Below are 24,797 nucleotides of genomic sequence, written 5' to 3'. Positions count from 1 at the left end.
TCAGCCTGAAGAAGATGAACACCATTTGGAAATATTCATCCTGCATGGGATGTGTACCGAATTTTGAAGTCGCTGAAATAGAATATCGGGTTGAAAACAGCTTAAAATGAATGTGAATTTTCAATTACTTCCAGAGGCGATTGCTGCTGCCTGTCTGGAATCCAAAGATTTGGTGCTTGAGCGCGTGAGCGAGCTTTTTTCGGCTTGCTATAATGCGAACGCATCCGATGTGCTTGAAGGGTTGGAAGAGCGCGAGAAACTCGGCTCAACCGGTTTCGGCAATGGCGTTGCGATTCCACATGCTCGCTCTTTGAAGGTGAAGCGCCCTGTGGCGGTTTTGTTGCGCTTGGAAAGTCCTGTTGATTTCGCAGCGGCAGACGGCATGCCCGTCGAGCTGGTGTTCGGACTATTGTCGCCAGAATATGCCGGTGCTGCTCACCTGCATGCATTGGCGGCGATTTCGCGTCTGGCGCGTGATGAACATACGCGTGAGGCTTTGATCGAAGCGCCCAATACGGAAGCCATGTATGCGCTTCTGGCCAGCCATCTAGAGCGTGATGCCGCCTGAGGGGCGCGCCAAAGCAGGGGGCGTCGGCATAGGCGCCGACTTGCATTATCGCGCATTGGAACGCCTATACGCTTCCGCACCGATCAACGAGACATTCAACTCTCGGCTCGAGATCCCCGGTGAAGGTCGTTCACGGATTACATTCCAGATCGACGAAAGTGTCTTTCATGCGGCTGGCGCTGCACATGGCACCATTTATTTCAAGATGCTCGATGACGCGGCGTTCTACGCTGCGAATTCCCGCACGACGGATCGCTTTCTTCTGACTACCTCGTTCAACCTGCACTTCACCAAGCCTGTGCGGTCGGGCGAAGTGGTGGCCGAAGGGCTCTGGATCAGTGGGAAACGCCGCGTTTTCGTGGCTGAATCGCGGTTGATCGATGCAGAGGGCGAGGAAATCGGCCGCGGAACCGGCACATTCATGCGATCACGCATCGCCTTGTCCGGCTTGCCAGGATATTCGGCGGGGGCGGATTAAGCACTTTGGACGCGCGCCTACCAGCACATCTGGAAGTTTCAGCCATTATTCGCCTGGTCGAGGCCGCCGGAGGTTTCGCAGTGGTTACCGCCAAGGGCGAAAGAGATGCCGGAACGATCCTTATCTTAACTTTCTATCGCGGTGAGAATGCAGTTCTTTTCGAAAAGATGCCGCAATTGGATGGTTCGCGACCGTTTCTTGCTGCAAAGCAGCAAAACCCTGAAAACCATAAAGAAATTTTCGAATACATTGAGCGACGCAAGCAACAAGACCCCGATACCTGGGTTTTGGAGGCAGATATCGCTGATGGCGCACAGTTCATCGCATCCTTGCCGCGTTAACTTGACCTCCGTGGAAAGTCGCCTATTTGCCCCGCCAGCTTCTAGGCGCGTAGGCGGCGTATACTCGGCAATGAGGTCGAGCTCGCTAGCACGCAGACGGGGGGCGGCCGGCAGGCCATGAAATTGGACCACTTATTGAATACCAAAAGGTATCGGTCCCAGCCTGCGACGGAGCTAGCTCACCGCTTAAAATAACGGACAATATGACCCGAAGGAGCCATGGGCTCGGGATTGCTGCTGCGGCAGCGGCTCTCACCCTGACATTCGCAAGTGCTGAACTTTCAAGCGCTTTAGCTCAGGACACGGATCCTGAGGCTGCGGTGGCCATCGATGTCGCTGCTGATGCCGAACCGGCATCATTCCCTGTTTTCGTCGCACAAGAAGTGGTTCAGCCACTCGCCGAGCCGAGCGAAGAGGTTTCCTCTGAAACCCGCGCAAGTTCGCTGCGGGAACTTGTTTCCGAAACTGAAACCGATTTTACACTGTCAGAGCAGATGCGCTGCCTCGCCGGCGCGATCTACTTTGAAGCGCGCGGCGAGCCGCTTTCCGGTCAGCTGGCTGTGGCACAAGTTGTGATCAACCGCGCGGACAGTTCGCGCTTTCCATCAAGCTATTGCGGCGTTGTTTATCAGCGCGCCCAATTCTCATTCGTTCGTGGCGGTGCTATGCCCCGTATCAATACAGGCTCGAAAGCTTGGAAACGCGCGAAGGCAATCGCTCGCATCGCGCATGAAGGTATGTGGGAATCAGAGGCTGAAGACGCGCTCTATTTCCACGCGAAATATGTGAGTCCAAGCTGGAGCCGGAAGAAAACGGCCCGCGCTACAATCAACCAGCATATCTTCTATCGGTGAGGAATTCCCGCATTCATAATATTGAGAGGGCTCGTCTGGGAACAGGCGGGCCCTTTTAGTTTTTGAGCGCTTTAGTCCCGCAACACTGCCCAAACAGGTGCATGGTCGCTGGCTTTTTCGCGCCCGCGATGGTCCTTATCGACTCCTACAGCCTCCAACCTGTCTGCAGTTTCCGGGTTGAGCAGAATGTGATCGATCCTGAATCCATGATCTCGCTGCCATGCGCCCGCTTGATAATCCCAATATGTCCAAACGCCACCGCGCGGATTGTGGGTGCGCAGCGCATCCGTCCAGCCATAGGCTAGTAGACGTGCATAGGCCCCACGAGGTTCCGGCTGCATCAGCGCATCTTCGGCCATGGCCTTGGTTGCCCAGACGTCATTATCCTCCGGAATAACGTTGAAATCGCCCAGCACAGCCGCTGGCACCTCCTCAGCCCAGATTTGCGCCATGCGTTCGCGCAGTTTCGCCATCCAGGCAATCTTATAGTCAAATTTCGGCCCAGGCTGCGGATTGCCGTTTGGCAGGTAAATGCAAACAATCCGTACACCGCCAACATCGACCTCAAGATAGCGGGCCTGTTCGCCCTCGCCATCGTTCGGGCCGTCGATCCTCAAGCCGCGCTGAACCTCTGCGGGTTGACCAAGGCCAGCTTCTTTGTCGACCAGAATGGCGACACCGTTGAAGCTCTTCTGACCATGCCAGATTGCGTGATAGCCAACGTCTTCAAATTCATGGGCCGGAAAATTCTCGTCCATGCTTTTGATTTCCTGCAGGCATGCGACGGTTGGCCGGGTTTCCGTGAGCCATTCCTTCAACCGCGGCAGCCGCGCTTTGATGCCATTAATATTGTAGGTCGCGATTTTCATGAGGCGACTAGTGCCCGAAGATCACGCGCGATCAAACACCTTTATTGCGAGTGATCCTGCTGACCACAAAGGCCCAAACCCTATATCCCGAAGCTGGACCCGCAGCCGCAACCCGCCGCCGCTTGTGGGTTTTCGACTCTGAAGGCCGCACCCCCGAGAGATTCTACGAAGTCGACCACACTGCCGGAAACCAGATCAAGACTGATCGGATCAACCACTAACTTCACACCAGCGGTCTCGCTGATGGAATCGTCTTCCTCGGCGGCATCAGCCAGATCGAATTTGTACTGAAAGCCTGAACATCCACCCCCCTCGACTGAAAGGCGCAGGATTGCGGGTTTGGACTGCTTCTCGGCAATCCAGGATACGCGCTTTGCCGCAGCCGGTGTCAGAGTGAGTGTTTCAGCCATGATGGAGCAAATTTAGGGTGCGAATGCCCAAACAGCAAGCTCCGCGCGCCCGATCAGGCGGTTTGGATATATTCGCGCAGGGCCTCTGCCTCGTGCTCGACCTCATCGGTGTGGTATTTCACTAGGTCGCCGATCGAAATAAACGCGACCATGGCACCGTTCTCCATTACGGGGAGGTGACGGATCCTGCGCCTTGTCATCAGCGCCAATGCTTCGTTGATCAGACTTGTTGTTTCGACGGTGATGGGCGGCGCAGTCATCACATCTGTGAGTGGGCGATTGAGGCAGGCTTCACCCTCGTTCGCCAGCTTGTAGATCACATCACGTTCGGAAAATATCCCGACAACCGAACCACCGCGCATCACAGGCACAGCGCCAATCCGCTTTTTTGCGAGCAGGGCGACGGCTTCTCGCATAGTGTCGTTTGAGTCGCAGGAGATGACTTCGGCGCCGCGGCGTCCCTCAATGATCCGCGCGATTGTCATGGGTTTTCTCCTCTCTTGTCTTATTCCTTGTAAAACATGCCACCTTCTTTGCGAAAAGGCGAATCTATCGGTTCACAATGGACATTGCATCGCGGCTTGCGAGGCCCCATGTCGCAGCACATGGTCAGTAAATCGCCGCTTGATGATCCCGAGAACGCCGCATACGCCTGGGCACGCTACCACCGGATCATGCGATTCATGTTCATGCTGACCGTGGGTGTGGTGCTGATTGCAATCGCGCTACTCTACAAATTCAACGGTGCAGTCTCGATCCATTTCTACATCGCCGTCGCTTTGGGGATCGGCTTCACCATGCTGCTAACCAGTGCATTGATGGGGTTGGTTTTCCTGTCAAACGGCACCGGTCATGACGCATCGGTCGACAACAACCTGCCAAGACATGACGAAGACTAGCCCACGTTGAAGGTTGATGGCGACTGCGGTCAGTCGTTCGAAAGCCGGAACTCTTCGACTGGCGTTCCGCCAACCAGATGTTCCTGGATAATGCGCTCCAGCACGTCAGGGCTTGCCGAGTGGTACCAGACGCGGTCGGGATAGACTACAGCGATGGGCCCGGCGGCACAAACCTGCAGGCAATCTGCCTTGGTGCGCTGAACCCCACCGCAAGGCCGGCCTTCGGGATTGATCCGTTTGGGCCCGGCCAATTTCAGCTCGTTCAATCGGCGCTTGAGAAACTGCCACGAGGCCACACCTTTTTCACGCGCGCAACATTTCTGCTTTTCGCTCATCGCACACAAAAAGACATGCCGGTCGATCGTTTCGCCGCCTAGCTTTGCGAGGCCCAGTCGGGCGTCATCCAGAGGGCTGCGATCAGGCATTGATGCGTTGCCGGATTGGCTAGCGGCGCTTGCCGGCAATCCGGGCGATTTCGGCCTGAACCATCTTTTCGACCATTCCAGGCAGGTTTGTGTCGAGCCATTCGGCCAGCATCGGGCGCAGCATATCGCGGACCATGCCTTCGAGCGATGTTTCGCCCGAGCGGACGATCTGTGGTCTTGCACCGGGCTCTGCCAGCATCGCCAGCGCTTCGAAATTGTCGCGCATCGATTTTTGGACCGCGTCCGTCGTCAGCGAAGTGTCAGCAATCTCGCCGTCATCGGCGAACTCCATTTCGCCCAGATCGAGGACATCATCCTCGTCCGCAATCGCGCCACCTTCTTCCGGGATACGCACAGCAGGTGGAATCTCGCGATTGTCACGCGCGATAACCTTCTTGATTGATTCAAGAATTTCTTCGACCGATGCTTCGTTATTGCTGTGCGCCATTGCGCCGTACACCCCTGATTTCTCAACTGCCGAGTTGGCCCAAGGTCTCTGTGACGTCAATAATTTGTGACGTCACCCGATTCATCAGGCGGCCCAATCATCGCGTCAGCAGCCGGGATGTCAACGGTTCTGGTTGAATTTGCCTCTGGCTCCGGGTCGCGCTGCCAATCGAAGATCTTGCTCCTGACCCGGTCGTAATTGACCTGAGGATCATAGAGAACGCCGCCAGTATCGAGATTGAGGTCGCGTGCTTCAGCCCGGCCCATCGCCGCCAGCACGCTGAATCCCGCGACATAGGCATTGCGCCGGGCTGTCACCAATTGCGCGCGGGCAGAAAGTAATTCCTGCTCGGCGTTGAGAACGTCCAGAATCGTACGATTGCCTATCGAGTTTTCGGCCCGCACACCTTCCAGACTGAGTTCGGCTGCGGAAACCGCCGCCTCGGAACTTTCGATCACCGCCCGCGACGCTTGCCAGCTGGCATAGGCGGCGCGAGTTTGCGCGATGATGCTACGCTCTGTGGCGATCACGTTCTCAAGAGCAGCGGTCTCGCGTGCAAAGGCCTGACGTTGCTGAGCTGCGGGGCGACCACCCTGAAAAATTGGCACAGTCACCTGAACACCGATGTTGGCGGTGGTTTCATCCTGCGCAAAATTGGCTGAGATCGGGCCGCCCAAAGTGCCATAGAAATCGGTATAGTCGTAATTCACAAAGCCGCCGATCGTCGGCAGGCGGCCAGCACCCGCCACTTCCGAATCATAGCCCGCCGCGTCCGCACGTTCCTTTGCCGCGATCAGATCGGGGTTGTTGTCGAGCGCGGTGACCACAGCTTCACCCACAGTATCGGGCAAGCCTGGCAGCGGTGGCGGCGCCTGAAGATCCTGCGGCGCTCGACCTATCAGCTGGATATATGTCTCGCGTGCAGAAATCAGATTTGCTTGTGCATTGCGGAAATCGCTTTGCGCCAGGGCCAGCCGCGATTGTGATTGCGCAATGTCGGTACGCGTAAGCTCGCCGATCTCGAAACGGTCATTGGTCGCTTCAAGGTTGATCGTGAGCACTTCGACCTGGTTGCCGGCAAGCATAGCCAGCGCTTCAGTGCGCAGCACATCCATATAGGCCGCGACCACCTGGCTGAAAACCGAACTTTCCGTCCCACGGAGATCAGCCTGACCTGCAGCCACGCGTTCCTTGGCGGCTTTGATGCCATTATTGACCGCGCCGCCAGAGTAGATCGGGACCGTCAAATCCAATCCAGCCGAAAAACGCCGCTCGGGCGCAGTGAAGCTGTTGGGCGAGACCTTGGTGAACTCGATATGATTGGCGACCGCGCTGACATCAATGCCGCCTCGCGATGCTTGAATCGGGACATCTTCATCGGTTGCGCGCTGCTGCGCGCGCGCAGCTTCCAATGAAGGGTTTGCTTCGTAAGCTGCCGCCAATGCTTCGCGCAGCGTATCAGCCTGCGCAGTGGCCGGAACCATTGCGGAGCTTAGAACGAGTAACGCGGCTGTGCGCCGGCAGGTCTTGCTCCGCATCATCAGATTAGAAGCTCCATTCCTTGGGTTTGTCGAAAGCGTGCAGCACGGGAATTCCGATGTCGGCAAGCGGCTGTAGCACGACGTTTCCAGCCACTTTGCGCCCTGTTGCGAGGCGGGTGACGCCGCGCTCAACCACACCGGTTACGATCCTGCCATTATCTTTGAGGCGCTTAGCCAGCGTATCGGGCAGTTCCTCGATCGCGCCATCGATCAGGATTAGTGAATAGGTCTTGCGACCCTTCTTGCCGTCGACAATCTCTTTGACCGATTTGGTGTCGAGCTTGCCGACCAATGGCTTGACCAACTCAGCAAGAAAGGCCGAGCCACTCGTGACCACGAGCGCATTGTCATCCAGGCCCGGACGCGCTTCGGCTAGCATCTTGCCGTGAACTATAGGTGCGGCGAGAAATGCGCCATCACCCAGAGGAATCGCGCGGTCCATATAGGCAATGGACTTGGCGCCGGCTGGCACGAAATCTTCGCGAGCAACGCTGCCCATTCGCGCGATTACGAACGGCTCGTTCACGCCGCTGGTGCGCAGCTGGCTGTCAATCATTGCCCTGCGGGCGGCGGAGGAATCAGTCTTTGTCATGGCATTCACCGGCTGTATTACATACACAATACACTACGTCAAACATCTCTAGCCTTTGTGCGCTCGTCAGCCAAGTTCTTTGCAACTCATGCGCTATTGTTTGCAATTGGATGATGGACTTAGAAGTGCCACGGAGCCAAAGGGTACGGGAATCGACCGACAGGAGCACAGCTTCGATGAGCGACATGACAATTATCCGCGAAGACGATCTGATTGAAACGATCACGGACGCGCTGCAGTATATCTCTTACTATCATCCGATGGATTACATTCAGGCGCTCGGTGAAGCCTACAAGGTGGAACAAGGGCGAGCCGCCAAAGACGCGATCGCCCAAATTCTGACGAACAGCCGGATGTGCGCAGAGGGGCATCGCCCGATTTGCCAGGATACGGGCATCGTCAATGTTTTCATCAAATGGGGCCAGAACTGCCGCCTCGAATCGGCCAAGAGCCTGCAGGATGTCGTCGATGAAGGCGTAAAACGCGCGTACAATCACCCTGAAAACAAGCTGCGCGCTTCGATTCTGGCTGACCCGGCGTTCACGCGGCGCAATACGCGCGACAACACACCCTGCGTGCTTTCTATAGAGATGGTCCCGGGCAGCACTATCAGCATTGATGTGGCTGCAAAGGGCGGCGGCAGCGAGAACAAGTCCAAGTTCAAAATGATGAACCCATCGGACAATATCGTCGATTGGGTGGTCGAACAGATCCCCTCGATGGGCGCGGGCTGGTGTCCTCCAGGCATGCTGGGCATCGGGATCGGCGGCACAGCAGAGCATTGCATCAAGCTGGCCAAACAAAGTCTGATGGACCCGATCGACATGGCGCAGCTGAAGCAGCGCGGGGCCCAGAACGATATCGAACAGCTGCGGATTGACATCTTCGATGCGGTCAACGCGCAAGGCGTGGGCGCACAGGGCCTGGGCGGCCTTTCGACTATTCTCGATGTGAAGATTCTTGATTGGCCGTGTCACGCAGCGGGCAAGCCTGTGGCGATGATCCCGAACTGCGCCGCCACCCGCCATGCCCATGTGACTATGGATGGCTCTGGCCCGGCCTTTCTGCCGCAACCCGATCTGGACGCTTGGCCCAAGGTTGAATGGACGCCTGATAGCGAAGCCAAGCGGGTTGATCTCGATAATCTTACCCCCGAAGAGGTTGCGAGCTGGAAAGCCGGCGATCGCTTGCTCTTGAACGGCGCGATGCTGACCGGGCGCGACGCGGCCCACAAACGCATTCAGGACATGCTGGACAAGGGCGAAGAGCTACCGGTCGAATTCAAGGGCCGCGCCATCTATTATGTCGGCCCGGTTGACCCCGTCATGGGCGAAGTCGTCGGCCCAGCTGGCCCGACCACCGCGACCCGCATGGACAAATTCACCGAGATGATGCTCGATCTCGGTCTGCTTGCCATGATCGGAAAGGCAGAGCGCGGACATGACGCGGTTGAAGTCATCAGCAGGTACAAAGTGTCCTATCTGATGGCGGTTGGTGGGGCGGCTTATCTCGTCAGCCGCGCGATCAAAGAGGCCAAAGTGGTTGCATTTGAAGACCTCGGCATGGAAGCGATTTACGAGTTCACCGTGAAAGACATGCCTGTGACCGTCGCTGTCGATAGTCATGGGACCAACGTCCACAAATTGGCACCGGCGCAGTGGAAGGCACGGATCGCAAAGGAAAAATTGCTCGAAAACAGCTGATCGGCAAAACCTGCTGACTCGATGAACTTTCGATGAACGGCATATCATGCCCGATGACGGATTCGCCTTTCCGAACGGGCGCGGGTAGTGGCGATTCCAATGAGTAAAGTCGCAAAAAGCAAGCCCGTGAGGGTTCCATTCAAGCTGGTCTTGATTTCCATCATCGTCTTGTGGGCGGTTTATTACGCCTTGGCTTCGCTTCGCTGGGAGATTCTTGGCTTCGGCATGTCGGGCGAAATGATGGTGTTGCGCGCTATCGTCGTGATCGGCGGCGTGGCTGTAACTATCGCTTTGTGGCTGTTCTTGCGTTTCTTTGATGCGAAACCGCTCTGGGCCAAAGTGACTGCGGCGCTGATTCTCTCGCTCCCTGCTGCGCTTGTATTGGCGCAGATGAACAATCTTGTCTTCTCAACCATGAATGAGCGGATGGAGGAAGTGTTCATCGACATCATCGGTGGCGACGATGAGCTGGATGAAAGCGAATATAGCGAAGAAAGCGAAGCAGAGGCGATCGCACGAGCTGACGTGGAAGCGAACCTTCTCAAGGAACGCGATGCCTATTTTGAGCGGCAGCAAGCGTCTCTTGGGTTGTTCGCGTTTATTGGACCGCTCGCAGATATCGCCTTCAGCCGCTATTTTCTGATGCTGGCATGGTGCTCGATATATCTGGCCCTGCTGACCAGCGAGAAAGTGCGCGTGGCGGAACGGCGCGCGAGCGAATTCCGCGAAGTTGCGAAGGCTTCCGAGCTGCGATCACTCCGCTATCAGGTCAACCCGCACTTCCTGTTCAATACATTGAACTCGCTGTCATCCATGGTGATGACAGGCAAATCACAAGCAGCCGAGCAAATGATCCAGACCATGTCGCGCTTCTATCGCCATAGTCTGGCTGACGATCCGACCTGCGACGTTCCGCTCGATGACGAGTTCGACTTGCAGCAGCTCTATCTTGAAATCGAGGCTGTTCGCTTCCCCGAGCGCCTCAAGAGCATCTTCGATTTGCCGGCAGATCTTGCCGACGCTCGAGTGCCCGGCATGATCCTCCAGCCATTGATCGAGAATTCCGTCAAATATGCGGTCTCGCCAGTGAACCGCCCTGTGACGATCACGGTTGAAGCTCGCGAAGAATTTGACCGGCTTGTTATCGTTGTCCGCGACGATGGGCCCGGTGTTCCCGAGAGCGCCAAACACGGTTTCGGTATTGGTCTGGCCAATGTCCGTGACCGTCTGGAGGCTCGCTTTGGTTCGGACATTGTGCTCGAATCCGGCCCTGTTCCTGGTGGCTATCGCACCGAAATGCGCATACCGTTGACCCGCAATGGCAGACACTGAATCCCCCGAAGCGCCGCTGCGCACATTGATCGTCGATGACGAGCCACTCGCGGTGGAGCGCATCCAAGTGATTTGCGCCGAGGTCGAGACTATCAATGTTGTTGGCACCGCTAGCGATGGCGCCGCCGCGCTGCGCTTGGCCGAGAAGCTGTCGCCCGATCTGGTCTTGCTCGATATGACCATGCCGGAACTTGACGGGTTGGGAGTAGCGAAGGAGCTTGCCAAATACAGCAATCCCCCCGCAGTAATCTTTGTCACCGCGCATGATCACTTCGCCGTCGAAGCGTTCGATCTCGATGCAATCGACTATGTGTTGAAACCGGTTGCATCGGATCGGCTTGCGCGGGCTATCGAACGCGCGGCTTCGCGTCGTGGCAATAACGGCGCAAGCAAGGGCGAATGGCTCGAAGAACTTTGGGTGCCGCACCGCTCTGAATTGTTGCGTATCGCGGTAACCGAAGTGAGCCGGATCGATGCCGAGCGAGACTATGTTCGCTTGCATGTAGGCGAACGCAGCTATCTCTTGCTGCAAACTATCGCCGGGTTGGAGCAACGGCTCGACCCAACCGAATTCATCCGCATCCACCGTTCAACGATTCTGCGCAAGGACCGTATTCGGGGCTTGTGCCATGATGGTTTGGGGGTGTGGTCAGCTGAACTGGAAAACGGCGATGCCTTGCGGATCGGCCGAACATATCTGCCGAAAGTAAAGGCGATGGCCGGCCGCTAGGCTCTCCTTGCGGTTCCTCAAAAAAGAAGCGGCCTGAACCCCGGGACTGGTATGGGTTCAGGCCGCTAGTCTGCACAGAATTGTGCAGGTCTGTTTGGCAGGGTCAGCCGCCCCGCCTTTGTTCTTCAATTACTGCCGCCAGGGTGCTTTTCGCTTGGCGCTAGGCCGATGCGATGCAACGGCGTTGGTCGCGCGATACTGTGCGGGTTCCGGTCGTGTCTCTGCCCAAACCGCAAGTCTTGCGTGCCGCGATTGTGATGCGTTGATCGAGCTCTTTCTGACCAGCTTCGGTCGAAAGATCCAAATCCTCGTAGGTGACATTGGACTGGCTGGTCTGATTGTCAGCGCCAGCCAAGGCAGGGGCTGCGATCAACATCGCGCCAACACCTGCCGCTGCAAGTATGCCTTGTCTCATGCTATCCTCCTTTCACAGCCGAGCATAAAAAGGGGGTGAGCCCGCGCTGTGTGATTGTGTTATACCAGCTGCTGAGGAGGCATCAGCGCAAGCTCGACGATGGAAGCAAGCAGTCCGATCGGTGCGAGGGTGGCCGGACCGATTGCATAAACCAACCGACGCACAGCTATTTCCAACCGACGGGTGATTACGTAACAATGTGACAATGGCTTTAGTGTTCATCTTTCTAATGGGGATTGGCAATTTCGCGCTGCATAAGGCGGTGCTTGAGGGCGGCCACCCACTGCTTGGGCAAATGCCATGGATTGTTCACAAGCTCGGCGGTCGGATAACCTTGGTGACCGAATTCCTTGTTCTGCTGGCAGCTTTGCTAATCGCAGCGAACGGCTGGCCTGGGCTCGCCTGGGCGTATCTTGCCTATACCGGTCTCAACGCGATTGCAGCCTGGCTGATCCTGACGGACCGCGTTTAGCATCTTCACCCGCGCTGCCGATCTGCTAGGCGTGGGATTATGCCAATTCACGCAAGCACCACTTTGTTCCATGTCAGTGACACGCATTTCGGCGTCGAGGACCGCGCGGCTATGGCTTGGTTCGAGAATGCAGTGCGGGAAGAGCGGCCTGACGCGCTTGTTTGCACCGGTGACCTCACTCAGCGCGCGACACATCAGCAATATGCAGTGGCGGCTGAGTGGTTTGCTGGCCTCAACACCCCCATCATGCTGCAGCCGGGCAACCATGACATGCCCTACTACAATTTGTGGGAGCGCTTCCGCAGTCCATTTGCGCGCTTTGGCGCGTTGGACAAGGCGGTAGGGGCCGAGCTAGAGCTTGAGCACGCATTGATCGTGCCTTTTGATACCAATGTGCCCGCACAAATGCGCTGGCCATGGTCTGACGGGGTTGTCACACGCAAGAAACTCGATGTAGCCCTCAACCGGCTAGCAGAATTACGCGATGACCCCAGACCCAAGATTATCGCGTGCCATCACCCGCTTTTGCCAGAGCGCGACGGGGCGAAAAATCCGACAATTCGTGGAGACCTGGCGTTCAAGAAGCTGGCCGCAGCGGGCGCAACGGTTGTGCTGACGGGGCACGTTCATTTCCCGTTTGACCAGATCCGCTCGCGTGACAATTTCGCCATGCGGATGATCGGGGCTGGCACCTTATCAACGCGTTTGCGCAAAGGCGCACCGCCATCCTACAATGTCTTGCGGATCGACCAGACCGGTTTGATCGACGTTGAAAAACGCGATTTTGCTCTCTGAGCGCAGAAACAAAAAAGGGCGACCTGAACAGGCCGCCCTCTTGCTTTGAGCCAAAGAGCTGGGAATCAGCGCTTCGAGAACTGGAAGCTCTTGCGTGCTTTCGCCCGGCCGTATTTCTTACGCTCGACCACGCGGCTGTCGCGGGTCAGGAAGCCAGCGGCCTTCACAGTTGAACGCAGTGCAGGCTCATATTTGGCGAGAGCCTGGCTGATGCCGTGCTTTACCGCACCGGCCTGGCCCGAAAGCCCGCCACCACGCACGGTAGCGACGATGTCGTACTGGCCTTCACGCTCTGTGATCGCGAACGGCTGGTTTATGATCAGGCGCAGCGTAGGGCGTGCAAAGTACACTTCTTGATCGCGGCCGTTGACGGTCACCTTGCCAGTGCCCGGCTTCAACCAGACGCGGGCAACCGCATCCTTACGACGGCCAGTTGCATATGCGCGGCCATACTGATCGAGTTCCTGCTCGCGCAATGGAACCTCAGCAACAGCTGCGATCTCGGCTGCATCACCTGCTGGTGCGTCGCCAGCGATTTCCTTCAGATCCGCCAGATCCGAAACGGTTTCGTTTTTGGTTTCGTCAGCCATTATGCGGTGACCTTGTTCTTGCGGTTCATGGAAGCAACGTCGAGCACTTCAGGGTGCTGCCCGTCATGCGGGTGCTCGGTGCCATTGTAGAGGTGCAGTGCACGCATCTGCTGACGGCCGAGCGGGCCGCGCGGAATCATGCGTTCGACAGCCTTTTCAAGCACGCGCTCTGGGAAACGGCCCTCCAGGACCTTCGCCGGAGTGGTTTCCTTGATACCGCCCGGGTGGCCGGTGTGCTTGTAATAGACCTTATCAGACATCTTCTTGCCGGTGAATTTCACCTTGTCGGCATTGATGACGATCACATGGTCACCGCAATCAACATGCGGAGTGTAGCTCGGCTTGTGTTTGCCGCGCAGGATATTGGCAATGATCGAAGCGACGCGGCCAACAACCAGCCCGTCTGCATCAATCAGGTGCCATTTCTTTTCGACCTCTGCCGGCTTTGCCGACTGAGTCTGCTTGTTAAGCGCCTTCATGGGTTCACATTCCTAAATAAAACAAGTCGCAACCAAATGCCGCGGCTTCGAATCGCACTGACAACTTATGCTGCGGTTGCGAGAACATGGCGCAAATGTCGCGTGAAGGCGCGCAAGTCAAGCAAAACCGCACCTTTCGGGGGAGGTAAAATAATACCACCACCTCCCTGAGTGTCAGATTGCGCGCAACTCCCAGTGCTCGGACGAGATTTGTTCGGTGTCGCCAATCCGCGTCACAACCTGTCTTTCAGCCCGATCAAGCAGCCCACTCAATGGCTGGGACGTGACTGAATAGATTACTTCGAACACTCCGCTGCGCCCGTCAGGCAGAGTGATCGGGCGCCTGTCCGCAAAGCCGTTGTTGCGCGGAAAGAAAAGGTCGCGTGGCAGGCGATCAAGCAAGGAATTGCCGGCGGCCTGCACTTGTGCAAGCGCGGCGCGCAATTGCTCTTGCTGTGTTGTTGATGCGCCGTTCCTTGCTGCCATCGGTTACGCGGTTCCGTTCGATCGTTGCGATCGGCTCAAGCATCGCGGGCACGCTTACTTCAACGTTGATCTGATGCCCTGATGCCCTATGATCGCAAGCCCGCTACCTTGCGAAGCAAACGCAACTTGCCAGTCGCGCCTGATCTCAATCCTGTTACCATCCGAAAGGCCGCGGATCAGTGTCCGGCTCAAACGCATTGGTTCTCGTGGCACATGCAGTTAGGAAGTCGCCATAACCGGAGCAGCCAGACCAATCAGCGCGGCAAAGCTGCCACCCAGCGCAATGCGCCGCGAAACCCCTGTCATGAGAACTAACCCCCTCGATCTAGTTCGCCGAGCCATGCTGCAGTTGCTTCCGAAACGGAAACACAACGCCAACCCATGATTGCAGGGGTATCATAGGGATGCATTTCGGCCAAACATTGTATCGCGTCGTCAAGTAAAGCAGCGCTAGTCTTGAATAGTGCGCCAATCTCGAAACTATCGCCGCGTTCACCATTCCAACTGTAAATGGATTCAACTTCACCCAATAGATTGGCGCAGGCGATCAGTTTCCTATCTAACAAGGTATTGGCCGCAGCACGCGCTGCTTCGCGATCAGGGAAGGGGCAGTAAATAAGCGCGCTCATGCCTTGTGTGCTTTGCGCAGACCGTCCGAATGCATGCCCCAGGCAACGCTCGCAACCACCAGGGCGCCGACCAATTGGTGCGACACTGCCACCCACAGAGAGACTTCGGTAAGTACGGTTGCGATGCCGAGCAGGAACATTGTCCCGAATGCGCTGTGGATTGCGATTGAAGCCGGGCGATCACTCTTGCGTATACGCCGCGCGAGCCACACCAGCGCCGCCACCGCCACCCAGGCCCACCAACGATGGAGGAAATGCAGCAGGAATGGATCATGTGTCAGCGCCCAAAGCCAGCCGCGCGACAGGTCTGGCTGAGGCAGGAACTGCCCGTTCATCAGGGGCCAGTCATAGGCGGCATGTCCCGCATTGAGCCCCGCCACCCACGCGCCAAGCAGCAACTGGATAAACAGTATGGCGGCTATGATCGTCGAGGCACCAGTCAGACCAGCAGGCTGCGCGGTTGAATCGCGCCCGAGCATCTGCAAGTCACGCGCGGTCCATACCAAACCGCCCAACAAGAACAGCGCTGTCAGCAGATGCGCTGATAGCCGGAAATGGCTGACATCGGTGAGATCAGTGCCAACGCCCGATGCAACCATGTACCAACCCAGCGCGCCCTGTCCGCATATCAGCGCGAACAATGCCAGCAGCCGCCCCTTGTAACCGGTAGGAATTGCCCGGCATATCCAGAACCACAACATTGGCAGCAGAAAGGCGAGCCCGATCAGCCGCCCCAGAATGCGGTGGAACCATTCCCAGAAATAGATGAACTTGAATGCAGCCAGATCCATTCCCGTAGGCCCGCTTTCGAAGCGATACTCGCCGGTTTGACGGTAGAGATCGAATTCTGCCTGCCACGCTTGATCGGTCAGCGGCGGCAAAATGCCCGTGACGAGGCTCCAATGCGTGATGGATAGCCCGCTTTCCGTGAGGCGCGTGATCCCGCCTACCATGACAATGATGATGACCATCAAGGCCACTACGTAAAGCCATTTGGCCAGCACCAGCGGCCGCCCTTTGACGGCGCGAGAATAATCGCTTTCCGGAACAGGTGCAGCAGAGTTCGCCATACCCGCTAACTGCGCAGCACGGCATCAAAGTGCAAGTCCAAACGATGCAACACCAATTGAGAAATCGGCATGCCTGCCAAAACTGCGACTTGAAAGATGATACACCATAACATAGATGGCACTCCACAGTATGACTGAGTACAGCATCTCGATTCGGCAGCGGATGGACCGCGCTGGTATCTGGCTTTCCAGCCTGTGCTTGCTTCATTGCGTGCTGACGATTCTGGTCGTTTCGGTGTTGGGCGCCGGCAGCCACTTCCTGCTTTCGCCGGAAATCCATCGCGTAGGTCTGGCGATTGCATTGATTATCGCGGCAGTTGCGATTGGCTGGGGCGCCTTGCGTCATCGCCGCGCTGCACCCTTCGTTATGGCTATGGTGGGCCTGACCTTTATGGGCGGCGCCCTGGCGATGCCGCACGGCTTCTATGAAGTGATCTTCACCATGATCGGTGTGGCCCTGGTTGCCACGGGCCACTTTCTTAATATGCGAAGCCACTTGCCAGCGCAGCAATGACGCTTATGTCGCGCAGACATGAGCGACACGAAGACAATCACTTTGAACGGCGAACCACGCCAGACCACAGCGGCCACTATTGCGGACCTCGTGCGCGAGCTCGAACTTGAGCCGGCCAAGGTTGCGGTCGAGTGCAATCGCGAAATCGCGCCGCGATCAACTCTGGAGCAGGCGTCGTTGAATGATGGAGATGTGCTGGAGATCGTCCACTTCGTGGGTGGCGGCTCTCAGGCAGCGGACGATACATGGACGGTTGCGGGCCGCACATTCAAGTCTCGCCTGATCGTTGGGACTGGCAAGTATAAGGATTTCGAACAAAACGCCGCAGCGGTTGAAGCGGCAGGCGCAGAGATCGTCACCGTGGCAGTGCGCAGGGTGAATGTCAGCGACCCGAAGGCGCCGATGCTGACCGATTATATCGACCCCAAGAAGGTCACTTACCTGCCCAACACCGCCGGGTGCTTCACCGCAGATGATGCGATCCGCACCTTGCGCCTGGCGCGCGAAGCGGGCGGCTGGGACTTGGTGAAACTCGAAGTGCTGGGCGAAGCGCGCACGCTCTATCCCAATATGAAGGAAACCCTGGAGGCGACCGAGGTGCTCGCCAAGGAGGGCTTCCTGCCGATGGTTTACTGCGTTGATGATCCGATCGCCGCGAAGCAGTTGGAAGACGCGGGCGCGGTGGCAGTGATGCCATTGGGCGCACCGATCGGCTCAGGTCTGGGTATTCAGAACCAGGTTACGATCCGCCTGATCGTTGAAGGCGCGAATGTGCCGGTGCTGGTCGACGCAGGCGTTGGCACGGCGAGCGATGCGGCGGTAGGCATGGAGCTGGGCTGCGATGGCATATTGATGAATACCGCGATTGCCGAAGCGAAAGACCCGATCCGTATGGCCCGCGCGATGAAGCTCTCAGTGGAGGCTGGCCGTGAAGCCTATCTGGCAGGCCGGATGGGGCGGCGCATGTATGCCGATCCTTCCAGCCCGCTTGCGGGATTGATCTAGGCGCGCTTGGTGTGGGCGGCATTGCAAACACAACAAGAACGCCCCACTCCGCACAAGTAATCTAGGTATATTTACCGATAATTAACCACACTCGGCGAAACTGCCCCTTGCAACACGGGAGCATTTGCCATGGCCGTAACCGGCACTGCATCGATGACGATCAACGAAATGCGCGAATTCGCGAGCTTTTCCGCTGGTGAGCAACGCTACATCAAGCGCAGCCTTGATATCGGGCTTGGCCGTCAGGATGCGTTCAAGCTGTGGGCCCGCAACGAAGGCGAGTCCGCCGCGATCCGTAGCCAGTATGTCGCCTATCAGGAATTGAAGACGTTGCGCGAAACGATCCCGCACGAAGCGACCATCAATGACACCGAAGCCTTTATCGGCAAGCTGGTGCGCCTCGCAGCGTTTGACCTCTCGCAAGAACGCATCACATGTTTCTCCGCGTTTCGCTTTCTCTATGAGCGCCTGCTGGGCGCGGATGTCCGCTCATGGCTGCCGAGCGCTTTCTGCGCGGCCGCTGCCTTGCCGCAGATTCGCCCGGAGTGTCGTAAGGAGCTGCTGCAGTCCCTGAGCGAAGCGGCCGCCACCGCGCCAGGCTGGTCAGACCGCGAACCGGCGTTCTATCCCGAATATATCGAGGCAGCCGAAGCGGCCTGAGGCAAAGGTCTGCTAACGACCCAATTGCGGAAGTTCGTCCCAACGGCAGGACAGCGTACCAATTGCGGAAATTCCGGCTCGGCTCTGAATATTCTGCAGGCCGACTGACCGCCTTCGGGAGGCGAACTCAATCGCCCAAACCTCTGAGATTGGTGGCGAAGCTTCCCATACTAATGTCAGTTAGCGAGATTTCGAACCCTCGATATTGCCCTCTGTCTCCAGCACGGCGACCATGGGTGTTGTTCGCGGCAGGCTTTGGAAGACCTGCTGTTCGCTTGCCGGAACAGCCGAACGCACCACGGTGCGCCAGATACCGAAAATCGCTGCGCCAGCCGCAAGTACGCCGATCATCGCAAATAAACCGGCCGGACCGAACGCGCTCATCGCGCTTGACCCAATCATCGGCCCAGCCATCGCGCCGGCGGAGTATGTCAGCACCAGGCCGCTGCTCGCGCCCACGCGTTCTTCCTCTTCAAGATGGTCGTTCGAATGCGCGACACAGAGCGGATAGAGCGCAAAAGCGAAGCCGCCAAAGATGCTGCCCATTGCGATGGTTCCGACGGTTGGCAGCTTTAATGCTGCGATCGTAGCGCTAACGCCCGCGGCTATGGCAAAACATGCGATAATCACGCGCCGCCGGTCAAACCTGTCGGAAAGTCTTCCCAACGGATATTGTAGCGCTACTCCGCCTGCAATCACACATGACGTAAACAGCGCGACCTGCGACAGATCCATTCCAATCCGCTGAACGTAGACCGCGCCCATGGCGTAGAATGCACCCAACATTGCGCCGGTGGCAAGCGTTCCAACGATCCCGAGCGGAGAAGCTGTATAGAGCTTGCGGATGGAAAATGGCGTGAACGCCTCCACCTGCGGTTGCTCCATGCGAGTGAGCAGCACTGGCAGCAATGCGATGGAGAGCAAAACTGCCGAGATCATGAAGGGAAGGTCTGGTGCATTGTCGCCCAAATTGAGCAGGAACTGACCAGCAGCCTGCCCGCAATATAACGCGATCATATAGGAGGCGAGCACCGTGCTCCGGTTGGCAGGTGTCGCTTGCCGATTGAGCCAACTTTCAAGACAAACAAACACGCCGGCCATGGCAAAGCCATCGATAAAGCGCAGCACGACCCAGACAATTGGCTGTTCAATGATGGCATAGGTCAGACTGCTGGCAGAAAAGATCGTCACAAATGCAGCGAAGGCGCGAATATGCCCGATGCGCGCGATCAGCGGCTCAACCCTAAGTGATCCGAGAGTTAGTCCGGTGAAATAGCTCGTCGCTGCAAGGCCAATGATCAGCGAAGGGACGCCCGCGCTCTCAAGACGAACTGCAACAAGCGTTGAGAGAAACCCGCTGCCCGCCATCAGGATGAAGATCGCGCTGAGCAATGCGCGCACTGAAAGAGCAGATGCAATCATTCCGGCCAGATAACGCCCTTATCGGCCAGCATCAAAATATTCCTTGATGCGCGTGAGTGATCGAGTGTGGTCAATGCCTTCCGGCCAAAGCCTGTTTAAGCGGCTCAAGCCAAGGCTCGAACGGCTTCCAGGCATCCTGCCCCTTGCGATTGATCGGCTGGCGCACCTGTTCGCTGCTCGCGGTACGAACAGCGCGGTCAGTCTTGTGGAATTCAAGACAGGCATCCTCGAACGGGACACCGATAAAATCGAGCATGCGGCGCGTCTGCGCTTCGACATCGTCGAGCACATCTTCATGTTGCACGCGCAAGACCTTGCCTGGCAGAACCGCATCCCAATGGTCCATCAAATCGACATAGTCGGCATAGTACCGGCCAACCTCTTCCAAGCCGTAAGTGAACTCCTGCCCCTCGGCAAAAAGCTGCTTGAAGCCGGAGAAACAGCAATCCATCGGATCACGGCGTGCGTCGATAATCTTTGCATTCGGCAGAATCAGATTGATCAGCCCGATATGCCTGAAATTGTTGGGCATCTTGTCGATGAAGAATGGCGCGCCTTGGCGGTGGATACGCGTTTCCTCGATGAATCGCTCACCGAAAGTCGTAAGTTGCTCAGCCGTGAGTTCATGCAAGATTTCCGGGTACCGTGACTGGCCTGCCTTGCGTCCGCGCAACCGGTGCGCGAGCGCGAGGATATTGGGAAGCTCGAGCGTGCCATCGATCTGCGAGTGACTGGCAAGGATTTGCTCGAGCAATGTCGAGCCTGCGCGCGGCAGGCCAAGGATAAATATCGGATCATGCGCATCATATCCCACGCCTTCATGCTTTGCGAACAGGTCTGCTGTGCATGCCGATTTCTGTGCCGCCAGCTCGCGACTCATCGCATCGGCGCTGTAGCGGGTTTGCGCGCGCTTCAAGGCATTCCCTTCATCATAATGCTTGAAGCTCGCTTCGTAGTCTTCGCGATCTTCCAGCGCTTTGCCAAGCGCAAAGGACAGGTGGACCCGGTCCATAAAGGCAAGATCAGGCCGCGCAGCTTGCGCGCGCATCGCGTCAATCTCTGAATTCTCGAACTTGTAAGTCTTGAGATTGGCGAGCGCGTAATAGGCGTCACCGTGATCAGGCTTCGCACTAACTGCCGCGCGGTAACTCGTGATCGCCTCATCCGTCTGGCCCAACGTCTTGAGTGCGTGACCCTTGCTCGTCAGCGTTGCCGGATCTCGCGGCAGCTTCTCAAGCACTGCGTCAAACAGTTCGAATGCGCGATCGTAATCACCGGTCTGCATGCTTTCGATTGCAAGTTGCGACTGGAAAATGGGATTGCCGGGGTCGCTATCTTGCAGCGCCTGAGCTTGCGCTCGCGCCTTGCCGAACTTCTGGCGGCGGCGCAGCACATCGGTGTAGTCGAGCTTGAGCTGAATGTTGTCAGGCTCGAACGCGACTGCGCTTTCGAGCAGGAATTCGGCATCATCGAGAATGCCAAGTTCAATTCCGATCTTGGCGAGCAGTCGCATCCCTTCGACATTCTTGGGACTGCTGCGCAGGAAATGGCGGCAGATTTCTTCTGCTCTCAGAAGCCGCCCTTCGTGAAGATGGTTGGTCACCGCGATCAGCTCGCGCGGGAGCGAGGAAAGCCGCTCCAGCTGCGCGTTGGCTGCGGCCGCCTCGGCATTGCGACCTGCCGCACTCAGCAGCTTGGCCTGTTCACGCCAACTGGCGGTTAGCGCCGGATTGAAGCGCGTTGCCCGGGCAAAAGCCTCCAGCGCTTTGGTCTTGTCCCCAAGGGCGAGTGCCAGGTGCCCCTCTTCCTGCCACGCGCGCCCATATTCGGGCATTGCCTGATGGAGAGCACCAAGATGCTTCTCAGCATCACTATGTTTACCGAGATAGCGACTTCCGACAGCGGCAAGATACAGCGCTTCTGGATCTCTCCGCTGCTCTGCCAGCAGATTTTCAGCTAGAGCCAGCCCTTTTGCGAACTCGCTGGCTTGCAATGCCGTTTGGGCTGCCTTGAGCTGTTCTTCGCGTGTTGCCATTGCTTGTCCCTACATAGCAAAACGGTGGAGGTGAACCCGTCCAGGCTCACCCCCACCGCTCGTTATGCCAAACTGCTGGATCAGTAGTCGAAGCTGACGCTCATGCCGATTGTCAACGGACGGTTGGTGGAAATGCGTGCGCGGTCGAACACGAAGTTGCCAGAAATCTGTGCCCGTGTGTCGAACAGGTTCTCTCCGTAGACGTTGAACTTCCACGGGCCGCTCTTAACGCCAGCCGAAAGATCGAACACAGTGTAGCTTTCCAGTTCTAGCTTGTTGATCTCGATAATGTCCGTGAACTTCGATGCCGAATGCGACACTTGCGGCTGTATAAAGGCCTCCAGCGTGTTGCTGAGATCCCATTCATAGCGCACGCGGATGTTGCCCTGGAATGACGGTGCAAAGGCGAGTTCTTCACCGACAACAACGTCATTGGTTGGCGTAAGCACATCCGTGATCTCTGTGTCGAGAACAGAAAATGCACCGGCTACGGTCAAGCCAGGCACCGCATAAGGTGCGAAGGTGAAGTCTGCTTCCACACCCATAATCTCGGCGTCGGCCGCATTGTCCGAGAAGAACAGGTTAGTGATGCTTGGATCGAAGATAGTGGTCTGCAGGCGGCTGATATCAACGAAGAATGCACTGCCGTTCAATCGCAGCTGGCCGTCAGCCAGATCGGTTTTCCAGCCGATTTCATAGTTCTTCACCTCATCGGTATCGAGCGCATAAGGCACGGTAAAGCCTGCGCCGTTGCTTGCACCACCTGGACGATTGAGCAAACCAGGGCGGAAGCCTTCCGAATAGGTCGCGTAGAACATCAGGTCGCTGTTCGGCGTGTATGTGAGCGTGCCTTTGAATATGAAACCATCAGTCGAAGCCGTGTCGGGCGCACCCACCGCATTGTCTGGCTCAAACTGAGCGCTGATGTTGGTACCAGCAAGCTGGGCATCTGCCCCTGTGCCAGGTGCCGCACCCGCATTGGGACCGAAAATAGCAGAATTAAGGTTGAAGAAGGACGAGTTCGCGCTGCCTTCCAGGCCAACCTCGATATCATAATAGCGCGCGCCACCTGCGAGCGTGAGCCTATCCGGAATGATATCGAAAGCAACTTCACCAAAGATGCCCAGCTGCTCGTCCGTGCGGCGGATATCGTTGCGGAAAATCACACCAGTCGGAAATGGTCCAGCTTCCTGGAAATAGCCAGTCGACGAATTGCCGCCGCCGGCCGCGCTTGTGTTGGTCAGCGGGAAGTTGGGCAGGAAGCCAGTCGTCACGCCATCCGAACCGCGCACAAATTGCGAGCCGGGATAGGCGAAGTCATTGAGTTCCTTGAGCTCCAGATCGCTATAAAACGCGCCCGCGGTTGCGCGGATGCGCGCATCTTGCGGCGTGCTGACGCGGAATTCCTGCGTGAACACAGTGGTATCCGTATTCGATGCGACGAACAGGTTTGGTGCCTGACAGGTCGGATCAGCCGGAGCATTGGTCACATAGCCGGAATAGACTACGGCTGTGTCACAGATGTAGTATGGCAGGTATTGGCCGACAAACAGATAGTCTGAGTAGTCGACCTTCTGCTGCGTTTCCCGGTCAGTGTATGCGCCGCTATAAACAATATCGAGCGCGCCCAAGCGACCTTCGACGGTCCAACTGGTGTTGGAGAAATCATCTTCGATACGATCGTCTTCGAAGCGCTGGATTTCCAGATCATCAAGACCATCAAGCTCAGGATCGGCGAAGAATACTCCGTCGCTCTCAACGCTTTGACGTGAGTGCGCTAAAGTGACTTTCCAATCAGGCGTCACTTCCCAGAGTGCAGTGGCGCGAAAACCGGAGTACTGGGTGTCGTTGAAATCCTCTTCAACAAGCGACGCATTGTCGGCGTTGATCAGATTGACAGCCGAAAGGTCCGCCCCGGCTTGGAAACCGGCGCGACCTGCGCTGACCGGCACGCCATTGTCGCGCACGGTGCCCGCGGTACGGAAACGTCCGCTCTCGCCGGCATTGCGAGTGCCAGCCACATTGTCGATGTAGCCGCCCTGATCGTCGAGATAGACTACGCCGCGCAGCGCAATCGTGTCAGTGACCGGCACGTTGACCATGGCCTCGGCCTTGTAGCTGGTCTCACCGCCTTTAGTGAACGAGACGCCAGCCGAGGCGCTGGCATCAAAACCCGACAGGCTTGGCTTGTTGGTGATCAGGCGCACAACACCGGCTTGCGAACTTGCGCCGAACAGCGTGCCTTGCGGACCGGACAGAACTTCGATCCGTTCCAGATCGGCCGCATATACGTCCAGGTTGCGGCCTGGCTGAGACAGCGGCTGCTCATCGAGATAAAGTGCGACGTTTGGTGCAAGGCCGGCAACGCCAGCGGTTGTGAGGTTTGGTGTCGTTGAAGCCAAGCCGCGGATGTAGATGGTGCTCTGACCCGGCCCGGAACCGCCAGCGGTCACAGTCGGAAGTTGCTCAAGATAGTCTTCAAACGTATCGATATTGAGCTGCTCAAGACCTTCCTGTCCAAGCGCCTGGACAGAGACTGGAACGTCCTGCAGGTCTTCACTGCGGCGCTGCGCGGTAACCACGATTACCGGAACACCGCTGGTGCGCTGCTGTGTCTCTTGCTGTTCTGGCTGTGTCTGATTTTGCCCCATGGCTGGCGTGGCCATGGCAACTGCAACCGCGCCAAGCGATACACTGCTTGCGAATTTTCTCATTATTGCTGCCCCTTTGTTTTACCCGATTGGACGCACGAAAGGGATGCGCGGAAACGCACATCGCCAATATTCGCGATCAAAACGGAAGGAAATAGAATGAAGTCATGCCTCTGGATGCCCGCGGTAGCAATGCACGGGGGATTCCACCACAGCAGCGGCAGAGATATTTTTTAGAAATAATTCCAATGTTGCCCTAACGCAACATTGAATCTTCGATTCAAATATTATTCAAATATTTACACAGTTCTATCAAGTCGAGGTAATCTATAATTATTTTACACTATATAAGCCATTGTATATTTTATAGTATAACCAAGAATA

Annotated in this window: 29 protein-coding genes; 13 read left to right on the top strand and 16 right to left on the bottom strand. The window is 57.0% G+C overall.

Going from position 1 to position 24,797, the window contains the following annotated elements; all coding sequences use genetic code 11:
• Nucleotides 1-106 precede the first annotated feature (106 nt).
• The 4 genes from QQX03_RS01805 to QQX03_RS01790 all read left to right on the top strand — a co-directional run bounded on the left by QQX03_RS01805 (nt 107) and on the right by QQX03_RS01790 (nt 2,241).
• Nucleotides 107-568 (top strand): PTS sugar transporter subunit IIA, encoded by a 462-nt coding sequence (locus QQX03_RS01805; protein WP_285976177.1) that lies wholly within the window; start codon nt 107-109, stop codon nt 566-568.
• Nucleotides 558-1,046 (top strand): PaaI family thioesterase, encoded by a 489-nt coding sequence (locus QQX03_RS01800; RefSeq protein WP_285976933.1) that lies wholly within the window; start codon nt 558-560, stop codon nt 1,044-1,046. Before QQX03_RS01805 ends, QQX03_RS01800 begins: the two co-directional genes overlap by 11 nt.
• A 5-nt stretch (nt 1,047-1,051) precedes the next feature.
• Entirely contained in the window at nt 1,052-1,387 is a 336-nt protein-coding gene (locus QQX03_RS01795) for a DUF1491 family protein (RefSeq protein ID WP_285976176.1), read from the top strand.
• A gap of 203 nt (nt 1,388-1,590) precedes the next feature.
• Nucleotides 1,591-2,241 carry a cell wall hydrolase gene (locus QQX03_RS01790; protein ID WP_285976175.1) on the top strand — a complete coding sequence of 217 codons (651 nt, stop codon included), beginning with the start codon at nt 1,591-1,593 and terminating at the stop codon, nt 2,239-2,241.
• Between the two features lie 71 nt (nt 2,242-2,312).
• Here the strand turns inward: QQX03_RS01790 and xth are convergent, their stop codons facing one another.
• The 3 genes from xth to QQX03_RS01775 all read right to left on the bottom strand — a co-directional run bounded on the left by xth (nt 2,313) and on the right by QQX03_RS01775 (nt 4,005).
• Nucleotides 2,313-3,110 (bottom strand): exodeoxyribonuclease III, encoded by a 798-nt coding sequence (xth, locus tag QQX03_RS01785; RefSeq protein WP_285976174.1) that lies wholly within the window; start codon nt 3,108-3,110, stop codon nt 2,313-2,315.
• A gap of 80 nt (nt 3,111-3,190) precedes the next feature.
• The gene (gene erpA / locus QQX03_RS01780; RefSeq protein WP_285976173.1) at nt 3,191-3,520 is read right to left on the bottom strand and encodes an iron-sulfur cluster insertion protein ErpA; all 330 of its coding nucleotides are present in this window, start codon (nt 3,518-3,520) and stop codon (nt 3,191-3,193) included.
• A gap of 53 nt (nt 3,521-3,573) precedes the next feature.
• Nucleotides 3,574-4,005, bottom strand: a complete 432-nt coding sequence (locus QQX03_RS01775) for a CBS domain-containing protein (RefSeq protein ID WP_285976172.1) — start codon at nt 4,003-4,005, stop codon at nt 3,574-3,576.
• 120 nt (nt 4,006-4,125) lie between these two features.
• Here QQX03_RS01775 and QQX03_RS01770 point away from each other — a divergent pair, with 120 nt between their 5' ends.
• Nucleotides 4,126-4,419: a hypothetical protein gene (locus QQX03_RS01770; protein WP_285976171.1), complete on the top strand. Its 294-nt coding sequence runs from the start codon at nt 4,126-4,128 to the stop codon at nt 4,417-4,419.
• 29 nt (nt 4,420-4,448) lie between these two features.
• On the opposite strand, the gene QQX03_RS01765 is transcribed toward QQX03_RS01770, so the two are convergent.
• The 4 genes from QQX03_RS01765 to QQX03_RS01750 form a co-directional block, all read right to left on the bottom strand.
• On the bottom strand, nt 4,449-4,844 hold the full coding sequence (locus QQX03_RS01765) for a (2Fe-2S) ferredoxin domain-containing protein (RefSeq protein WP_285976170.1): 396 nt from the start codon (nt 4,842-4,844) through the stop codon (nt 4,449-4,451).
• A 19-nt stretch (nt 4,845-4,863) separates the two neighbouring features.
• Entirely contained in the window at nt 4,864-5,292 is a 429-nt protein-coding gene (locus QQX03_RS01760; protein WP_285976169.1) for a DUF2497 domain-containing protein, read from the bottom strand.
• Nucleotides 5,293-5,348: 56 nt separating this feature from the next.
• Nucleotides 5,349-6,776, bottom strand: a complete 1,428-nt coding sequence (locus QQX03_RS01755; protein WP_285976168.1) for a TolC family outer membrane protein — start codon at nt 6,774-6,776, stop codon at nt 5,349-5,351.
• Between the two features lie 61 nt (nt 6,777-6,837).
• Nucleotides 6,838-7,425 (bottom strand): protein-L-isoaspartate O-methyltransferase family protein, encoded by a 588-nt coding sequence (locus QQX03_RS01750; RefSeq protein WP_285976167.1) that lies wholly within the window; start codon nt 7,423-7,425, stop codon nt 6,838-6,840.
• Between the two features lie 176 nt (nt 7,426-7,601).
• Here QQX03_RS01750 and QQX03_RS01745 point away from each other — a divergent pair, with 176 nt between their 5' ends.
• From QQX03_RS01745 to QQX03_RS01735, 3 genes are all read left to right on the top strand, one after another.
• Nucleotides 7,602-9,128: a fumarate hydratase gene (locus tag QQX03_RS01745; RefSeq protein WP_285976166.1), complete on the top strand. Its 1,527-nt coding sequence runs from the start codon at nt 7,602-7,604 to the stop codon at nt 9,126-9,128.
• Between the two features lie 99 nt (nt 9,129-9,227).
• A complete protein-coding gene (locus QQX03_RS01740) occupies nt 9,228-10,460 on the top strand; it encodes a sensor histidine kinase (protein WP_285976165.1) in 1,233 nt (410 codons plus the stop codon).
• Nucleotides 10,447-11,190, top strand: coding sequence for a LytR/AlgR family response regulator transcription factor (locus QQX03_RS01735; RefSeq protein WP_285976164.1), 744 nt, complete (start codon nt 10,447-10,449; stop codon nt 11,188-11,190). Before QQX03_RS01740 ends, QQX03_RS01735 begins: the two co-directional genes overlap by 14 nt.
• 160 nt (nt 11,191-11,350) lie before the next feature.
• Here QQX03_RS01735 and QQX03_RS01730 read toward each other — a convergent pair whose 3' ends face one another.
• Nucleotides 11,351-11,605 carry a UrcA family protein gene (locus QQX03_RS01730; protein WP_285976163.1) on the bottom strand — a complete coding sequence of 85 codons (255 nt, stop codon included), beginning with the start codon at nt 11,603-11,605 and terminating at the stop codon, nt 11,351-11,353.
• A gap of 205 nt (nt 11,606-11,810) precedes the next feature.
• Between QQX03_RS01730 and QQX03_RS01725 the strand changes: the two genes are divergently transcribed.
• Both QQX03_RS01725 and QQX03_RS01720 read left to right on the top strand, forming a co-directional pair.
• Entirely contained in the window at nt 11,811-12,077 is a 267-nt protein-coding gene (locus QQX03_RS01725) for a hypothetical protein (RefSeq protein ID WP_285976162.1), read from the top strand.
• Nucleotides 12,078-12,116: 39 nt separating this feature from the next.
• Nucleotides 12,117-12,872 (top strand): metallophosphoesterase family protein, encoded by a 756-nt coding sequence (locus tag QQX03_RS01720; RefSeq protein WP_285976161.1) that lies wholly within the window; start codon nt 12,117-12,119, stop codon nt 12,870-12,872.
• Nucleotides 12,873-12,937: 65 nt separating this feature from the next.
• Here the strand turns inward: QQX03_RS01720 and rpsI are convergent, their stop codons facing one another.
• The 5 genes from rpsI to QQX03_RS01695 form a co-directional block, all read right to left on the bottom strand.
• Nucleotides 12,938-13,462 (bottom strand): 30S ribosomal protein S9, encoded by a 525-nt coding sequence (gene rpsI, locus QQX03_RS01715; RefSeq protein WP_285976160.1) that lies wholly within the window; start codon nt 13,460-13,462, stop codon nt 12,938-12,940.
• Complete coding sequence (gene rplM, locus QQX03_RS01710; RefSeq protein ID WP_285976159.1) at nt 13,462-13,941, bottom strand: 50S ribosomal protein L13; 480 nt, start codon at nt 13,939-13,941, stop codon at nt 13,462-13,464. Before rplM ends, rpsI begins: the two co-directional genes overlap by 1 nt.
• 174 nt (nt 13,942-14,115) lie before the next feature.
• Nucleotides 14,116-14,427, bottom strand: coding sequence for a hypothetical protein (locus tag QQX03_RS01705; protein WP_285976158.1), 312 nt, complete (start codon nt 14,425-14,427; stop codon nt 14,116-14,118).
• A gap of 311 nt (nt 14,428-14,738) precedes the next feature.
• On the bottom strand, nt 14,739-15,056 hold the full coding sequence (gene cutA, locus QQX03_RS01700; RefSeq protein WP_285976157.1) for a divalent-cation tolerance protein CutA: 318 nt from the start codon (nt 15,054-15,056) through the stop codon (nt 14,739-14,741).
• Nucleotides 15,053-16,126, bottom strand: a complete 1,074-nt coding sequence (locus QQX03_RS01695) for a COX15/CtaA family protein (RefSeq protein ID WP_285976156.1) — start codon at nt 16,124-16,126, stop codon at nt 15,053-15,055. Before QQX03_RS01695 ends, cutA begins: the two co-directional genes overlap by 4 nt.
• 130 nt (nt 16,127-16,256) lie before the next feature.
• Here QQX03_RS01695 and QQX03_RS01690 point away from each other — a divergent pair, with 130 nt between their 5' ends.
• From QQX03_RS01690 to QQX03_RS01680, 3 genes are all read left to right on the top strand, one after another.
• Nucleotides 16,257-16,640: a MerC domain-containing protein gene (locus QQX03_RS01690; protein ID WP_285976155.1), complete on the top strand. Its 384-nt coding sequence runs from the start codon at nt 16,257-16,259 to the stop codon at nt 16,638-16,640.
• An 18-nt stretch (nt 16,641-16,658) separates the two neighbouring features.
• Nucleotides 16,659-17,645 (top strand): sulfur carrier protein ThiS, encoded by a 987-nt coding sequence (gene thiS, locus QQX03_RS01685; protein WP_285976154.1) that lies wholly within the window; start codon nt 16,659-16,661, stop codon nt 17,643-17,645.
• A 129-nt stretch (nt 17,646-17,774) separates the two neighbouring features.
• Entirely contained in the window at nt 17,775-18,305 is a 531-nt protein-coding gene (locus QQX03_RS01680) for a hypothetical protein (RefSeq protein ID WP_285976153.1), read from the top strand.
• Between the two features lie 180 nt (nt 18,306-18,485).
• Here the strand turns inward: QQX03_RS01680 and QQX03_RS01675 are convergent, their stop codons facing one another.
• From QQX03_RS01675 to QQX03_RS01665, 3 genes are all read right to left on the bottom strand, one after another.
• A complete protein-coding gene (locus QQX03_RS01675) occupies nt 18,486-19,727 on the bottom strand; it encodes an MFS transporter (protein ID WP_285976152.1) in 1,242 nt (413 codons plus the stop codon).
• A 70-nt stretch (nt 19,728-19,797) separates the two neighbouring features.
• Complete coding sequence (locus QQX03_RS01670) at nt 19,798-21,762, bottom strand: tetratricopeptide repeat-containing sulfotransferase family protein (RefSeq protein WP_285976151.1); 1,965 nt, start codon at nt 21,760-21,762, stop codon at nt 19,798-19,800.
• An 80-nt stretch (nt 21,763-21,842) separates the two neighbouring features.
• A complete protein-coding gene (locus QQX03_RS01665; protein ID WP_285976150.1) occupies nt 21,843-24,476 on the bottom strand; it encodes a TonB-dependent receptor in 2,634 nt (877 codons plus the stop codon).
• Between the last annotated feature and the right edge of the window lie 321 nt (nt 24,477-24,797).

This window comes from Altererythrobacter rubellus (assembly GCF_030284385.1).
GTDB classification, from domain to species: Bacteria; Pseudomonadota; Alphaproteobacteria; order Sphingomonadales; family Sphingomonadaceae; genus Erythrobacter; species Erythrobacter rubellus.
The sequence above is the reverse complement of the archived record's forward strand: the minus strand, read 5'-3'. Positions and strand labels throughout refer to the sequence as shown.